The sequence below is a fragment of the Lysinibacillus sphaericus genome (genome assembly GCF_001629735.1).
Lineage (GTDB): Bacteria > Bacillota > Bacilli > Bacillales_A > Planococcaceae > Lysinibacillus > Lysinibacillus pinottii.
Map to the genome: position 1 here is coordinate 898,850 of NZ_CP015224.1, position 15,812 is coordinate 914,661.

The 15,812-nt window shown below is 36.2% G+C and carries 16 protein-coding genes and 1 pseudogene; 8 read left to right on the plus strand and 9 right to left on the minus strand.

Features of this window, described 5'->3' with window-relative positions; genetic code table 11:
• Window positions 1-12: 12 nt before the first annotated feature.
• Complete coding sequence (locus A2J09_RS04245; protein ID WP_051563215.1) at window positions 13-861, minus strand: S8 family peptidase; 849 nt, start codon at window positions 859-861, stop codon at window positions 13-15.
• Window positions 862-932: 71 nt separating this feature from the next.
• On the opposite strand from A2J09_RS04245, the gene A2J09_RS04250 reads away from it, so the two are divergent.
• Window positions 933-1,163, plus strand: a complete 231-nt coding sequence (locus A2J09_RS04250) for a hypothetical protein (protein WP_036161262.1) — start codon at window positions 933-935, stop codon at window positions 1,161-1,163.
• A gap of 379 nt (window positions 1,164-1,542) precedes the next feature.
• On the opposite strand, the pseudogene A2J09_RS04255 reads toward A2J09_RS04250, so the two are convergent.
• The 5 genes and pseudogenes from A2J09_RS04255 to A2J09_RS04275 all read right to left on the minus strand — a co-directional run bounded on the left by A2J09_RS04255 (window position 1,543) and on the right by A2J09_RS04275 (window position 5,829).
• Window positions 1,543-2,665: pseudogene (locus A2J09_RS04255) on the minus strand (tyrosine-type recombinase/integrase).
• Window positions 2,666-2,907: 242 nt separating this feature from the next.
• Complete coding sequence (locus tag A2J09_RS04260) at window positions 2,908-3,654, minus strand: amino acid ABC transporter ATP-binding protein (protein ID WP_012293839.1); 747 nt, start codon at window positions 3,652-3,654, stop codon at window positions 2,908-2,910.
• 11 nt (window positions 3,655-3,665) lie between these two features.
• Window positions 3,666-4,322, minus strand: a complete 657-nt coding sequence (locus A2J09_RS04265; RefSeq protein ID WP_031419525.1) for an amino acid ABC transporter permease — start codon at window positions 4,320-4,322, stop codon at window positions 3,666-3,668.
• Between the two features lie 65 nt (window positions 4,323-4,387).
• Window positions 4,388-5,185, minus strand: coding sequence for an amino acid ABC transporter substrate-binding protein (locus A2J09_RS04270; protein ID WP_031419526.1), 798 nt, complete (start codon window positions 5,183-5,185; stop codon window positions 4,388-4,390).
• A 251-nt stretch (window positions 5,186-5,436) separates the two neighbouring features.
• A complete protein-coding gene (locus tag A2J09_RS04275; protein WP_031419527.1) occupies window positions 5,437-5,829 on the minus strand; it encodes a ribonuclease HI family protein in 393 nt (130 codons plus the stop codon).
• Window positions 5,830-6,019: 190 nt separating this feature from the next.
• Here A2J09_RS04275 and A2J09_RS04280 point away from each other — a divergent pair, with 190 nt between their 5' ends.
• Window positions 6,020-6,211: a zinc-finger domain-containing protein gene (locus tag A2J09_RS04280; RefSeq protein WP_012293843.1), complete on the plus strand. Its 192-nt coding sequence runs from the start codon at window positions 6,020-6,022 to the stop codon at window positions 6,209-6,211.
• Between the two features lie 65 nt (window positions 6,212-6,276).
• On the opposite strand, the gene A2J09_RS04285 is transcribed toward A2J09_RS04280, so the two are convergent.
• Together A2J09_RS04285 and pepF are read right to left on the minus strand one after the other, a co-directional pair.
• Window positions 6,277-7,260 carry an SEC-C domain-containing protein gene (locus A2J09_RS04285; protein ID WP_012293844.1) on the minus strand — a complete coding sequence of 328 codons (984 nt, stop codon included), beginning with the start codon at window positions 7,258-7,260 and terminating at the stop codon, window positions 6,277-6,279.
• Between the two features lie 227 nt (window positions 7,261-7,487).
• Window positions 7,488-9,305: an oligoendopeptidase F gene (pepF, locus tag A2J09_RS04290; protein ID WP_012293845.1), complete on the minus strand. Its 1,818-nt coding sequence runs from the start codon at window positions 9,303-9,305 to the stop codon at window positions 7,488-7,490.
• A gap of 234 nt (window positions 9,306-9,539) precedes the next feature.
• Here pepF and A2J09_RS04295 point away from each other — a divergent pair, with 234 nt between their 5' ends.
• Together A2J09_RS04295 and A2J09_RS04300 are read left to right on the plus strand one after the other, a co-directional pair.
• Complete coding sequence (locus A2J09_RS04295; RefSeq protein ID WP_012293846.1) at window positions 9,540-9,980, plus strand: Dps family protein; 441 nt, start codon at window positions 9,540-9,542, stop codon at window positions 9,978-9,980.
• Between the two features lie 194 nt (window positions 9,981-10,174).
• A complete protein-coding gene (locus tag A2J09_RS04300) occupies window positions 10,175-10,624 on the plus strand; it encodes a general stress protein (protein ID WP_012293847.1) in 450 nt (149 codons plus the stop codon).
• Between the two features lie 590 nt (window positions 10,625-11,214).
• Here A2J09_RS04300 and A2J09_RS04305 read toward each other — a convergent pair.
• Window positions 11,215-12,114, minus strand: coding sequence for a DMT family transporter (locus A2J09_RS04305; RefSeq protein WP_012293849.1), 900 nt, complete (start codon window positions 12,112-12,114; stop codon window positions 11,215-11,217).
• A 134-nt stretch (window positions 12,115-12,248) separates the two neighbouring features.
• Between A2J09_RS04305 and A2J09_RS04310 the strand changes: the two genes are divergently transcribed.
• The 4 genes from A2J09_RS04310 to A2J09_RS04325 all read left to right on the plus strand — a co-directional run bounded on the left by A2J09_RS04310 (window position 12,249) and on the right by A2J09_RS04325 (window position 15,660).
• Window positions 12,249-13,127 carry a LysR family transcriptional regulator gene (locus tag A2J09_RS04310; RefSeq protein ID WP_031419531.1) on the plus strand — a complete coding sequence of 293 codons (879 nt, stop codon included), beginning with the start codon at window positions 12,249-12,251 and terminating at the stop codon, window positions 13,125-13,127.
• Between the two features lie 74 nt (window positions 13,128-13,201).
• Entirely contained in the window at window positions 13,202-13,876 is a 675-nt protein-coding gene (locus A2J09_RS04315) for a phosphopantothenoylcysteine decarboxylase domain-containing protein (protein ID WP_012293850.1), read from the plus strand.
• Between the two features lie 103 nt (window positions 13,877-13,979).
• Window positions 13,980-14,576, plus strand: coding sequence for a TetR/AcrR family transcriptional regulator (locus A2J09_RS04320; RefSeq protein ID WP_036161264.1), 597 nt, complete (start codon window positions 13,980-13,982; stop codon window positions 14,574-14,576).
• On the plus strand, window positions 14,566-15,660 hold the full coding sequence (locus tag A2J09_RS04325) for a DUF418 domain-containing protein (RefSeq protein WP_012293852.1): 1,095 nt from the start codon (window positions 14,566-14,568) through the stop codon (window positions 15,658-15,660). Before A2J09_RS04320 ends, A2J09_RS04325 begins: the two co-directional genes overlap by 11 nt.
• The last annotated feature ends 152 nt before the right edge of the window (window positions 15,661-15,812 follow it).

The window sequence follows — 15,812 nt, forward strand, 5'->3', positions numbered from 1 at the left end:
ATAACATTCCTCTCATTTGTTTGTATTTTTGTTAAATATTAGTATATTTATTACTCTACCATTAAAATTAAAAAATTCAACATTATCTTGTAAATAGATTTCTTTTTTGTCTATATTTTTATTTAAATAGATTGATAAAACACCCGTGAAGTTTGCCGAAGCTATTGATGAACCTTCGGTTCTTATATAATTTCCTTTGTTATTTTTAGCTATAACATCGACTCCTGGAGCAAAGAAATCTATTTTCCCTGTAGAAGAAAATCCAAATAACTCCTTATTTTTATCTATAGCAGCTACTGATATTACATTTTTATATTCGGCTGGATAATCGGATATATCACTCATAGTATCTCCACTAGAGGCTACTAGAATAATATTTTTTTTGTGGGCTTTATCTATACATTCTTTTAGCTGTTTGTTGTTTGTATTAAAACCTAGGCTCATATTGATCACGTCAGCTTCATATTCTATTGCTTTAGATATTCCGTCACAAACGTTATTTATTGTGGTTTGTCCTTTATTATTAATTACCTGGATATCAAATAACTCTACATTAGTATTAATACCTATTTTTTCATCAATAATAATACTAGCAATTTTTGTTCCATGATCGAATTCGTCATTAGTTTTATTTTCGTTTGTAATAACGTTATAGCTTTTTGTGATAAGATTCTTTGCGAAATGTCTCTTATTTATACCACTATCAAGTATTGCTATTTTTATTTTTTTATCACCGTCTTCTTTAGAGTAATTTCCAACATTCTGAATCTTTAAATTCCAGCTATCCTTGTTTTCATTGTTAGTACAAGCGTTTAAGAAAAATAAACTAATAAAACACATGAGAATTAACCTCGATTTCATAGAAATCCCTTCCTTTATTACAATATTTTGGGTAAAATCTAATTAATTATAGCTTAAAGGGGGAGATTTATGTGAAGAATGTTAATGGGGATTATAATTATATTCAAATTGCCATAATAATTGTTTTTACTTTGTTATTGGTATTTGCAATATTAATTGCTGTAAAAAGTTATTTTAATAACAAAGAAATAGGCTTGCTTTCTTCAGGATGTTTGAAAAATGATGGAGAGTACGAATTAGTAATTACTAATAAGTTAACTCAGAGTTATGAGTTTTCTTGTAATGAGAAAGAGGAACAGTAAAGATTCAATGAGTAGCGCTAACCATTCTTTTTCGTTTTTTGTCGGAGTTGTGTGAGGGGGAAATACAGGGGAAGTGACAACTATAAATGGCAAATAATTTATTGGTGAAGCAGATCATAAGAACCTTTCATAAAGGGTGAGAGCAAGATTTGTTAAATTATACATGTTGCATTAATTTACGTGAATGATGTGCCTGTGATGTACTATGAGAAATCCCTATGTCCTAACCGTCCGTAGAAAAAGGGCAAAATCTACTCAATTGAAGATTAGCCCTTTGTTTTATTTAAATTTTTAGCGACCAAATAAGAAAATAGGTCATCTTTGTTTATACCTTGTTTAATTGAATATTCGGAGGATTTGCTTCATCCAGTTACTCCTTTCAGTCTTTTTTCTTTAGGTTAAATTCGGATTGTGCTTTATTCCAATCTTCCCGAATATCTTCATCCGAAGGATGTAGGTATAGGTTCATTGTCATTTGAATTTGAGAGTGACCTGATCGTTCTTGCACTTGTTTAATGTCCTTTGTTTTCTGATAATAGATGGTAGCGTGTGTATGGCGAAATAGGTGAGGGTGTAGGTTTATCCCTGTCTTCTTTTTTAAACGCTTAAATAAGGATTCTACGTTCCAATATTCCATCGGTTTCCCCACGTCTTTTCCTCTCAATTTTACAAAAACAAAGTTTGTGTCCAAATCTAATTCATCCAGCACTTCATACAAATAATCGTCATATAAATCCATTAAGCACTGGGATACATAAATTTCTCGCTCACCAGTCTTTAACATCGCACCGTTTTCTGATTCTCCACGATCCACTAAACGAATTCGATGTCCCTTGCCATGATCAAAAATGAAATCCTCTATGAAAAGAGCGAGAGCTCCCCCCAATACGCAATCCTGTTTCAAATAACAATTGAATTAAGAATCTATCTCGAATATTAGTAGTTGCTTCTAATACTTGCTGCACTTGTTCTTTTGTGAGTGTATCTACTTTTTTTCGTGGTTCTTTTAATTTCAGTATGTTTCTGATAGAGGGCTTGTCCTTATTTATATGGTGTAAAAAACTCTTGTAATGTGAGTGTCCCCCTGTAAACACTTGCTTCATCAGCTTTTCCATTATGTCATTTTGCACTTCTTCATTACGGTAAAGGTAATCATAAAAGTTTACTATTACTGTAATTGTAAGGTTAATTGTCTTTTCCGTTCGTTTTGCTTTCTCTTGTTGAAGGGGAATAACGTTTAAACTCTGATAAGGGCTTCTTAACCATCCCACAAAATCAACTAAATCTTCTAATCTAATGAACTTATAATCCTTATCTTTTTCCACTAAGTAGTCATAAAAATGCTTTAAGGAGTAACAATATGTCTTTTGAGTATTAGGGCTTTTTCCTGTCTTATCTAAATACTTTATATATTTCATCACTGGCATTACAGGAAACCCCTCTTGATCCAATAATATGTATCTCCTCTTGTTATTTTCAATGAGAACTTCTTGTACCCTCATAGCACATCTCTCCGAAAAGATATTAACGCTCGGTCTAAAGACCTCACTACGCCTCCCGCTGTGGGCTACATCCTCCACCAAAAAAAGAACGTATGTTCTTTAATATTTTATACATACTATACGATATTTTCAATATCTAATTAACAAATCTAATATATAAAAGAAAAGAGGATATATGCTCATATATTGAACATAATATCCTCTTATTAGTTTAGTCTATTTAACTATGTCCGCCCTCCTTTTTATTTTAGGTTCTTTTGTAAAAATGCCTTAGTTCGGTCGTTTTGTGGGTTTGTAAAGAAGTTATCGGGGTGGTCAGATTCGATAATTTGTCCATCATCCATAAAGACAACCTTATTGGCTACTTCACGCGCAAAGCCCATTTCATGTGTAACGACAATCATAGTCATTTGGTCTTCAGCTAAGCTTTTCATGACCTTTAATACTTCTCCTGTCAGCTCAGGATCTAAGGCAGATGTTGGCTCGTCAAATAATAAAATTTGAGGGTTCATCATTAAAGCACGGGCAATTGCCACTCGTTGCTTTTGACCACCGGATAAATTAGCTGGATAGGCATTTGCCTTCTCGGAAAGTCCAATTTTTTTCAATAAATCTAGACAACGGCTCGAAATGGCTTCAGCTGATTCTTGTTTTAATAAGCGAGGGGCCATTTCAAGGTTTTGCTGCACTGTTAAGTGGGGGAATAGGTTAAAATGTTGAAAGACCATCCCCATTTTAGCTGTCAGGTTTTTGATTTCCTGTGGCTTGGCATACACGCCGTCCTGCACAAGATAATCACCATCTACTAAAATGCTACCACCATCAATTTCCTCTAAATGAATTAAGCTTCGGAGCATGGTACTTTTACCAGACCCAGAGGGACCGATTACCGCAATGACATCGTTCTTCTCTACAGAAAATGAAATTTGTTTAAGAACCTCGACTTGATTAAAAGATTTTTTTAAGTTGGTTACTGCCATCAATGCCATATAGATCACCTCTATTCAAATTTAAAACGTTTTTCTAGCCATTTAAAGAATACGGTCAAGATCAGCGTCATGATTAAATAAATAGCACCAGCAATAAAGAAAGGTACAATCGTAAAGTCACGATTGACGGCTGTTTGCGCAAAATGTAGTAATTCTGGAACTGCTACAGCATAGAGTAGGGCTGTGTCCTTAATTAGCGTAACAGATTCATTCGATAAAGCTGGTAAGGCTACGCGGAACATTTGTGGCAAAATGACACGTGTTGTGGTTTGCCATTTTGATAAACCGAGTACTTGTGCTGCCTCATATTGTCCTTTATCGATGGCGAGTAGTCCACCACGAAAAATTTCAGCAAAGTAGGCAGCATAATTTAAAATAAAGCCAAGGCACGCGGCTACAAAACGATCCAATACTAAATATTCACCGATTACTGGCAGCATAGGTAGACCAAAGCAAATTAATAATAATTGTAGCAATAGTGGTGTACCACGCATGATATAAATATACGTATGTGCAAGCCAAGAAAGTGGTTTAATGCGACTTTTCACTGCAAGTGTCAATAAAAAGCCAAATGGAATCGATATAAGAATGGCGATGAAAAACAGGATAACGGTCATTTTCGCGCCCTCTAGCATCGGCCATATCATAGTTTGCCAGTAATCTGTCATAGTGATGTCCCTCCAAAGAGAGTAAGAGTTTCGCAGAGGAAACTCTTACAAAAAATATCCTGTCTTTATTTTAATACTTTATCCTCACCGAACCATTTTGTAGAAATATCAGCTGCTGTACCGTCTTCATTCATTTTGTCTAATGCAGCTTGCAATTTTTCCAATAATGCTTCATTCCCTGGTTTTACACCAATACCGTACTGTTCTGGAGCAAGTGATTCCTCTAATAATTTAAATGTATCAGGCTCTTGTGTCATGTAATATTCTGCTACTACAGCATCAATTACTACGGCATCAACACGTCCTGTCTTTAAGTCTGATAAAGCTAAAACGTTATCCGAGAATTCTGTAATTGTTTTTATCTCTTTGTGGATTGGGTTACCATTTAATGCGTCTGCAGCAGAAGAAAGAGATTGAATGCCTACTTCTGTGCCTGCTAAATCAGTTAATTTCACAATCTTAGAATCTGCTTTAGTCATAACCACTTGAGAGTTTTCGAGATAAGGCTTTGTAAATAATACTTTTTCCTTGCGCTCATCTGTAATGGTATAACCGTTCCAAATTAAATCAATACGTCCGCTGAGTAATTCAGCCTCTTTCGTTTTCCAGTCGATTGGTTGGAATTCAGCTTCTACGCCCATATGCTCAGCTGCCGCGCGTGCTAAATCAATATCAAATCCCACGATTTCATTTTTATCATCGCGAAAGCCCATCGGTGCAAATTTATCGTCAATGCCAATAATGATTTTTTCCTGATCAGCTGAAGATGGGTCTTTCTCTGTTGATTTTTCTTTTGATGTGCCACATGCTGCTAAAACAATGACAGCTGTTAGCATCATCACTAAAGTTATTATACGTTTCATCCTTATTTCCCCCTATATAAAACTATCACTTTCGTTTGCTAAACTACTAATGTGTTAAAGGATATCACCGCGTCTAATGTATGTCAATATCGTTTTGGATTAATCAGAAAATTTTATGCGTATTAGAGCTAATTTTGTATGATCTTTGTAAGAAAATTGACTTCATAAAAAGAATGGATTGGGGGATATTAAGTATCTGAATAGAAGGGGAGAAAAGGGACTGTCCATAACAGTCCCTTGGCATGCATTGTTTAATGATTATTATTTTGGATAGCTTTTCGTGCCAAGGCATCAGCAGCTTTGTTTTGAGAATCAGGCACCCATTTAATAAAAAATAAATCGAAGGTGTTGGAGAGCGATAATGCTTTTTCCAGAAAAGGTTTAAATTCCTCGTTTTTCACATATTCTTTTTCCATAGAGGCGACAACGATTTTAGAATCAGAGCGAACGGAAACAAGCGTAGAGCTAAGCTTTTGTGCTTCCTCAAGGCCACGGACTAAAGCAGTAAATTCAGCAATATGATTATTTGTTTCCCCGATATACTCACTAATTTGTATATGTTGGCCTTCACCTTTAATAAATATACCGATACCGCTTGGGCCAGGGTTACCTGCACTAGCAGCATCTATATAAACCTCTAACATAACATCCCTACTTTACTATTTGACTTCCATATAATTGTACAACAAGGATACGCTGTAAAACATCTATGTGCTAGTAGTGATGGACTTGAAAAAATTGCTGAAGTGGATAAACAAAATAGTTGCTTGTTCAAAATGAACGCTTCATAATAGTAGGAAGTGAATTTTGGACGTGAAAGGAGCGAGAGTTCACATGGATAAAGTGACGGTTATGAAGGATATAGACGAACTGCATGATACGTATTGCGCAGATTGCTTAGTCATTCAGCAATTACGTAAAGAACGTGGTAAACCAGGAGCTCATCGCTTCTGTATTGAAGCCTGTTCAATTGGAGAAAAGCTACAGTTTTTAGGTGAAGAGCTTTTAAAAGTTTACAGTAAATAAGGAATCGTTTGGAAAAAAGCTACATTTATTAGCAATTGCTGATAAATGTAGCTTCTTTTATAGGATTATTTTGTTTCGACATAGCTATTTAAATCTTGGTAATACTTTGTAAGTGAAGAAGCAGAAATATCAAAAGTTGCAGCAATTTCTTTTACCGTCATAGAAAGAGATTCAAAGAGCTCTTTTTCCTGCCCGTAACGGATTGCACCAGCAACAATGGCCGCTTCTTTGCGTGCAGTAGGTTGTCCTTCTATTAAATAGTCCTCTAATAGCTCAAGCATTGGAGCTGTTTCACGATCATTTTGCTCCAAGAATTCTTTTACTTGTGATAGGACTGTGCTTTCAAAATTAGTGAATTCTTCCCCTTTGTAGCCGTTGGAGACCAGTAGCTCCCAGAATGCAAGATGTTCTTCTTTTAAGAATGCTCCAACTTTTTTCTCAGATGCTTCAAAGTTTTTCTTAAACTCTTCAAATACTTTTAGATGATCCTCAGGGAAGAAAATCAATGTAGACACAGCTAAATAATGTGACAATTTCTTCGTTCCATCCGGTAAAATAAAGGCAAAGACATGCATACCTTCCGGAATTGGTTTATCATTTTCACGACGAATATAAAGCTCTTCATTTGTAAGTAAATGACTTGCTTTAAAATAATTTTCCTCAACAACAGATACCGTACCAATAAATAATGCAGGGTGAGACCAGTCTTCAAGTACTTTTACTGTAGAAGGTCTTACTGCTTTTTTCTTCGTTTTCTTTAAATAACTTTTCCAAATCGATGGCTCTTGATGGAAGAAAAAGTCGTCTAAAGCGATGGCTTCAATCAGCTCACGCTGTAGCACGCTCTCTAATTTAGGTTGCCATGTGCCCACATGCTCGATATAAGCACGAACATCTTTACGCTCAGGGTATTCTAAATAAAATGTTTGTAGCACACGCTCTAATTCTTCGATTTGTACTGTTTCCACTGTTACTTGCTGTTTACCTTCACAACATTTTTTATATTTTTTGCCGCTACCGCATGGGCATGGATCATTACGTTTTACCATAATTAGAACACTTCCTTTGACAATTGTTAATCGTATATTGCTAAATAATTTGCGTACTCTTAATAATAACGGTACTTTTGTATGAAGAAAAATGATTGTCTATTTTGAAATATCTAAAAAGTGTGGAGGGACGCCCTAATTCAAGTATATGTATGCACGTTTTCACTTAGAACTAAAAAAAGAAAACGATCTGTACGTTGCAAGCACAGATTCGTTTTCTAGAGCATTTATGATTGTTGGACAGCTTCAATCTCGAGTGTGAGACGTTCTAGTTCGTCTACTAAATGACCGATGTAGGCAATCGTATCTCGAAGTGGTTGATCCGTTGTAATATCGACACCTGCCATTTGTGCCAATTCCACTGGGGATTTTGTTCCGCCAGCCTGCAGGACTGCTAACCATTCTTCAACGGCTGCATCACCTTCTTTTAAAATGCGCTGAGATACTTGTGTTGAAATCGTTAAGCCCGCACTATAAGTGTATGGGTAAAGGCCCATATAGTAATGAGGCTGACGCATCCACGTCAGTTCAACACCTTCCGTAATATCCACTGCATCGCCCCAAAAATCTTCTAGTACAGAACGTTTTAACTGGTTTAAAATATTCGCGTTGACAGATTCACCAGCGTCCACCAATTCATATACTTTACGTTGGTATGCGGCTTCAAGTAAGTGCGTGACGAAGTTATGATAATACGTTTTAGAGACAATATTTGAAATGACCCAACGTTTAAAGCGCACATCTTCATTATGCGTTAATAAATAATTTGCTAGCAGCATTTCATTCATCGTAGATGGTGCTTCAATAAAGTATAGGGAAGGACGACTATTAAAATAGGATTGATGAGCATGCGTATTCGCAAAATGACCTGCATGACCAAGCTCATGAATGAGGGTGAAGACTTCATTCATACGTTCATTCCATGACATTAAAATATAAGGGTGACTACCGTAAGGACTTGAACAGAATGCCCCTGTCGATTTACCTTTATTAGGTGCATAGTCAATCCAGCGTTCCTTGAAGGCTCTGTCGATTAGGTGATTGTAGTCTTCACCCATAATCGCCAATGCTTTATCGACATATTCCTTCGCCTCGTCCATCGATAATTTTGGATCATAGGCAGCATCTAAAGCAATTTTTAAATCTGCAAATGTCATGTGCTCAATACCATTCGCTTTTTGAATTAATTTTGCATATCGACGCATATGGGGGGCAAGTTCTTTAGAAATCAAATCGATTTGGCGATTATAAAGGGAGCGATCGACATCTTGATCGAATAGTAAATAATCAAAGATGGAATCAAATCCTCGAAGATCAGCCATTGTTTTTTCTTGTTGAATATGAGTGTTGTAAACTTGTGCAGTTGTATGTTGATAATCGCTCAACTTGCTGGAAAAAGCTTTAAAGGCAGCACGGCGAACTTCTGTATTGGCTTCAAACTCCCAATCATTTTCATAAAGGACAAAGCTTAATGGATGCTTTTCACCATTTGCTTCAAATTCGCCAAAATTCATATCTACTAATTTTGTCGTATTATACGTTTCGTAAGGTGCATCAAAAGTAGAACTAAAGGCAGCAAGCGCTTTTTCGACTTCTGGATGTAACTGGTGAGGTTTTCGTTTTAATAATTCCTCTAAATAATGTTTGTAAAGAGGGCTTAATGTTGCCGCTTCTTGTAATACTGCTTCATCCAAAGCAAGTAATTCACTTCTTACGAATGATAGGGCGCTACTTATTTTACCGATAGCTGTACTAAATTTTGCAGCACGCATTTGGGCTACATCATCCGTGCGATCTGCTTGTAGGTTTAAGCTCGCATACGTACCAATTGGAACGATACTTTTTTGCAAGTTTTCGAAAGCTGTTAATACATCAATCACTTTTTGCGCATCTGTAATGGTACCTTTATACGTTTGTTCGAAGCTAATTGCTTCTTCAACAAGCTGTGCTAAAGTAGGTTCAAAATCTGCATCATTTTTTAATAAATCAGTTAAATCCCATGTTTCTTCTACTGCAATATCTTTTCTTAATGGTAAAACTTCCATTTATAAACACCCCTTTACATGTAAGTGATTTCATTATAACGAAACTATTTCGGAAAGTGAAATAATTTAATAGAATAGTAGAAATATTCTTAAAGAAAAGTGTTTGGTTTTTTCATTCAATTGTATGGGGTATGTTTGAAATACTGTTAGTCGGGAACAATGTGTGTATAGCCAACATTATTTGCAACACATATTAAAGGCTAGAACAATTGATACATTGGAGGAGAACTTATTATGACACAAAACTTAAACAAACAATTAAATAAGCTAGTAGCAACATGGTCTGTGCTTTATACAAAGCTGCACAATTATCATTGGTATGTCACAGGGCATGCATTCTTTACACTACATGCAAAATTTGAAGAATTGTATAATGAAACAACGTTAAATTTAGATGAAATTGCAGAACGTATTCTTTCAAAGGATGGCAAGCCTGTGGCGACATTAAAAGAGCATCTAGAGCTTTCCTATGTAGAGGAAGCAACAGGAAATGAGACGACGGAGGAAATGGTAGCAACGACAATTTCGGATTTCCAAAAGCTTATGAAAGCTCTAAATTCTACTATGGCACTGGCAGCAGAGGAAGGGGACGATCGTACAGAGGATTTACTGAATGCGATGTACCAATCTCTTGAAAAGCATACATGGATGTTAAAAGCCTTCTTAGACAAATAAACGGATTAATAGCATTCCCATACTATGTGGGGATGCTTTTTTTGTAGGGTTTCTTTCCCTATATGACAAAAAGAGAACTTGTATAAAAGCAGAGTAACAATTATTACAGTTTGGTAACGAAGCGACAAAAGGAGTTTGTTTCCTAATCATCAGGGTAATTATTTAGTAAGCCATACAAATAGGAGGAATTGAACATGAACATGAATATGATGAATGAACAAAATCCAAAAATTGAGGTGGCCCATACAAGGGATGAAATGCTTCATATTTTAGAAACTATGCGAACGGAAGGTTTCCATAAAGAGGATATCCATATTATTGCGAAAGATTCCCAGCAGTTGGAGGATGTGAAATGGGATGATGATGTCCACACACATGAGGCTGGTAACTGGGTGGACCAATTTAAATCTTGGTTTACAGGTGATTCAGCTGTAACAGAAGGCTTAAAACGCTTTAATCTTTCCGAAGGGCAAATAGCTTACTATGCTCATCTTGTAGAGCAGGGGAGTATCGTATTATTTGCAGAACGTGATGATGATTATGATACGCTACAATCACAACACCCGGAAACAGCTGCTGAGCAGGAAGAACGTTTAAGACAAGAGCGCATGAATGAGGCTGAGCAACTTAGAAGATTTTTATAAAGGGAAAACAGAGTGATCTACTCTGTAAGATTAAGTACATGTAATTGTACATTAATTCTTATTTAATAGTATTTTATTTATAATGTTACACATTAAATAAAAAAGCACATTACTAAAAACAAATTTTAGTGATGTGCTTTTTATTTTTATTAACTCTTACATATAAATTTATTAAAAGATTAAACATTTTACAATTACTAAGAAAAATATTAAAGAAGAAAAAAGAACTTATGTTCTTGATGGGGAAGAATAATTTTATTGGTTTGAGTATTGTCCAAGCATGTTAAAAGTAAATATCAGTTACAAAAATTTACTTTTCAACACCCTATGTAGATGGAGTACTTTATGTAGAAGTTGATGGGAACGAAGGGCGGCGACTACTGCGGGAAAAGCGGGAAAGTCGAGAATCCTGGACTGAGCGAAGCGAGGGAAGCAGCTCGACCCCGCCCGCGGAAAGCGTCCGCCCGTAGTGAAAATCAACGGCTTTACTTTATTTCATTGTAAAAGAAAAAAGACTGTAGGCAAACTCTCAAATTTTTTGAGTTTGTCTACAGTCTGAACAGAGTGATCATTGTGGATCACTCTGCTTTTTAATGAATGACTTTTTCTGGAGCATCCTTTTTAATAAAGCGTAATACATGGAAATGCTCTAATTGGGCAAATAAATTACCAATTAAAATAAAGCTACCACCAATAACCAGTTTCATTGTCAATCCTTCACCGATGAACATCATCGCAAACATTGCTGCAAATATAGGTTCTAAGGAAAAAATAAGACCTGTATGTGTAGCAGAAGTATACTGTTGTGCAACAGTTTGGCCAACGAAACAAAACGCACTACAAATGATGCCAAGTCCTAAAATAGCCATCCAGGATGTCGTATTATTCGGTAAAGCTGGTGTTTCAAATAATAAGGTTAAGATCAGGGCATAAATACCCGCAAAGCCTAATTGGTAAATGCCGTACGAAATGGACTCCACATTCCGTGTAAATGAACTGTTTAAAAGTAAATAAATAGAATAACATAGCGCAGCGATTGCGACTAACAAATCTCCTTTATGGAAGGAGAAAGAGCCTTGCGCCGTTAACACTGTAATACCTATCATGGTACAAATAATCGCAAAGCTCACGGCTCTGGAAGGTAATTTTTTATCAATGAAGCTACTGAAAATCGGCACTAGTACAACAGTTAGGCTTAAAATAAAGCCTGCATTTGAAACGGAAGTGGATTGTAATCCAAATAAGCTTAATGCGAACACAATGAATAATAAAAATCCTTGGATAGCTGCATATTTTAAAGTCTTACCATCTACTTTTATCATCCGTTTATAAAAAATAAGCCCAGCTACTATAAATGCGATGATACAACGTAAAGCCACCACATTATAAACAGCCAATGTTTCAAGCCCCATGACCATAAAGGTATAAGATAGTCCCCAAAACATTGTGACAATAACCATCAATACATTTGCTTTTCCTTGGATACTCAATATGTTCACCTACCATCTGTGTACTAAAACAGTTTGTATACTAAAAATTACTATATATGTTGTATTGAGATTAGTAAAACGAATGTTTATAATGATTAGGATTAAAAAAATTCATGTATGTAGAGGGAATGCCGATGAGCTTAGTAAAATATGAGATTTTAACAAAGGTAGCAGAAGTCGCAAGCTTTACAAAAGCAGCAGATGCACTAGGATTAACTCAGTCTGCTGTCAGTCATGCCGTATCAAGTTTAGAAAAAGAATTTGGGTTTGCCTTAATACATCGAAGTAGAGCCGGTGTCACCCTAACGAGTGAGGGGCAAACAATGCTAAGGGCAATGCGTCAGGTTTTAGACGCACAGGAATTATTGCAACAAGAGGCGGCTCATATTCATGGAGTGACAAGAGGAAACGTCCGTATTGGCGTTATTTCAAGTATATCTTCTAATTGGATGCCAGAAATTATTAGGATTATGGACAATCAGTTTCCTGGAATACAGGTGGAATTACGCGAGGGAGATTATTATGAAATTGAACAATGGTTACTTAGTGGGGAAATTGAGGCAGGATTTTTAAATGGTCAAAAATCTGAGCAATATCAATATACAGAATTACAGCAGGATCCCTTATTATGTATCGTTTCAGATAAAAGCCCACTATTTAATAAGTCAGAGATAGATATTGTTGATTTGGAAGATATGCCTTTTATTATGACTTCCTATAAAGGGACCAATGATGTCAAAGTGTTGTTGGAACAATATCATGTGAAGCCAAATATTCGCTTTGAACTTTCAGAGGAGGTAGGTATTGTTTCTATGATTTCTCATCAACTAGGAATCAGTATTTTACCACAATTGGTCATTCAAAATTTGCCGCCTACATTAAAAGCAATTCCACTAAAGCAAGGTGCCTACCGTACAATCGGAATTGCCATGAAGCATAATGCATCACCTGTAACGAAGAAATTTGCGGAGATTTTAAGTGCATGGCTGATGGAACAAAAAAGTGCAGTCTGATGGAATCTATTGAAGCCTATCCGTGCATTACGGTAAAATAGTAGGTGTATATATTTTAGAAAATAGGTGAGTGGATGGGGACATTACAAGGTAAAACCGTACTCATTACAAGTGGGGGAACACTTGAAAAATGGGATCGTGTACGAGGGCACACGAATTTATCAAAAGGGACAATGGGCTGTTATTTAGCGGAGGCGGCACTCGCTGCTGGTGCTAATGTAGTATATATGCATGGCTATTTTGCACAGCTTCCAGTGAATCACGATCAAATGAAATTGATTAAATTTGAGGGCATTGACGATTTAGGAGAAAAAGTTCGTCATGCTGTCCAACAAGAACATGTTGATATTGTGATTATGGCTGCTGCTGGCTCCGATTGGGTCATTGATAAAGTGTATGATCAATCGGGCAACTTGATGGAGGAAGCAGGGAAAATGCCTTCCGATGAGCCACCTATTATTCATTTTAAAAAGGCGCCGAAAGTCTTAGGACAAATCAAGGGCTGGCAACCAAATGTGACGTTAGTAGGGTTTAAGCTAGAAGCAACCAATGACGAGGAGTTTTTGTTAGCACGTGCACGACTGCGAATGGAAACAGCCCATGCTCAATTAATGGTAGCCAATAGCTCTCAATCTTTATATGGCGGGGACGAGCCCCATTGGATTGTACCTGCTGATGGACAGCCAACTAAAGTAATGAGCAAGCAAAAAACAGCCGAAGCTTTAATGCTGTATTTGCAAAATCAATAAATATGAACTGTGTAGAGAAATATTTCTACACAGTTTTTTCTTGTTTAAAAGCGGAGTATCATTTATTATTTACTTAACAGTCGGTAAAAAAAGGAGGATTATGATGGGTAATAAAGAACAAACTTTTCAAAAAATCATAGATGTGGCTTATGTGATGTTTGCAACTAAAGGGTTTGAAAAAACAAGTTTAGCAATGATTGCTGCAGAGGTCGGTATATCAAAACCAGCCATCTACTATTATTTTCAATCAAAGGATCAATTAATTGCTTACTTATTTGATGCACTGTATAAAGAAATTCAACAGGATATCGCTGTGAATTATAAGGAGCTTTCTCATACGAATTTCAAGGAGAAATTACTCGAGCTAGGCTATAAGTCTATTGAAGCGCAGGGGAAGGATCCTTATTTTAATAAAATATTTAATCAATATGTACTATTAGCAGCTCGCGATGAAAACTATAAGAAACAATTAGTGGAGCTAGAAACTAGCTTTTTAACAAGCTTTGTTGAAGTCCTACGATATGGCGTGAAGCTAGGGGTGCTAGAGGATACTCCCCATATAGAAGCAAAGGCACAGATGCTAGCCCTGGTTTATGATAATATCGGTAATTTCATGTTAACAGGCAACCAATTGAACTATAGAGCTATTTGGAAGGAGGCAGTACATAGCGTTATCCAAGGAGACAAAAATGATCAATAACAATCGGCGCATTGAAGGTCTTGATTTTGCAAGAGCTCTCGCCATGCTAGGGATGTTCATTGTAAATTTTGGAGTCATAACAGGTTCTACAACGAATGGTTCAGCATGGATGATTACCTTACAAAATCTTTTCGAGGGGCGTGCTTCCGCTGTATTTGTCATGTTAGCAGGAATAGGGATAGCTTTAATGACTCGTCAGGCTAGAGAGACTAAGGACCCACTGCTTCTTCGTCAGAATCGACTTACTTTATGGAAAAGGTCGTTTTTGTTATTTACGATTGGGCTAATATTATATGTGATCGGCTGGACAGGAGATATATTACATTATTATGGCGTGTATATGTTTGTGGCCGCATGTCTGATTGCGCAATCCAAGAAAATGATGATCTTCATCATAGGTGCTATCCTCATCCTTTCACAATGGCTTCAAATTCAATTTAATTACCTTGCTGGTTGGCATCCAACATATGTCTTACTAGAGTATCTTGATTTTTGGACACCAGCAGGATTTATAAGAAATTTGATGTTTAATGGCTATCACCCACTATTCCCCTGGATTTGCTTCTTTCTGATGGGGATGTTAATCGGCACATTAGATTTAACAAATCGTACTATAAGAAAAATCTTACTAGTGACAGGTTTATTGCTAGTCATATTGACTGAGACTTTTTCAATATTATTTATTAAGATAACAACAACCATCCATTTATTAGATGTAGAGAGTGCATTGTATTTATTTGATACGGGACCGATTCCACCAAATATGATGTATGTCCTATCTAATTCGGCTTCGGCTATAGTCCTCATTGTAGGCTCCATCTATCTTGTAGAGACATGTAAAAATAAAGTCATTGAAGCTTTCATCTTAACCGGGCAAATGTCTTTAACCCATTATGTTGGCCATGTTTTTATAGGGATTGGGATACTAATTGTTTGCCAAAAGCTGGAGAATCAAACGCTTGCTTTTTCCATGCTGTATGCCTGCTGTTACTTTTTAGGATGTGTGTTTGCTTCTGTTTGGTGGAGAGCTAAACATCATCACGGTCCACTTGAATCCTTGATGAGGAAATGGAGTTCGAAATAAATTAGTGGATAGCCATCTATTTCTTACTGATTAGGCATAAAATACTTTAGGTATAGGCAGTTTTCTAATCTAAAATACACATTACAAAGTATTCAGCTAGGTTTTCTAATATTTTATATTGACAATCGTATAACAGAATTATAGAATTATTT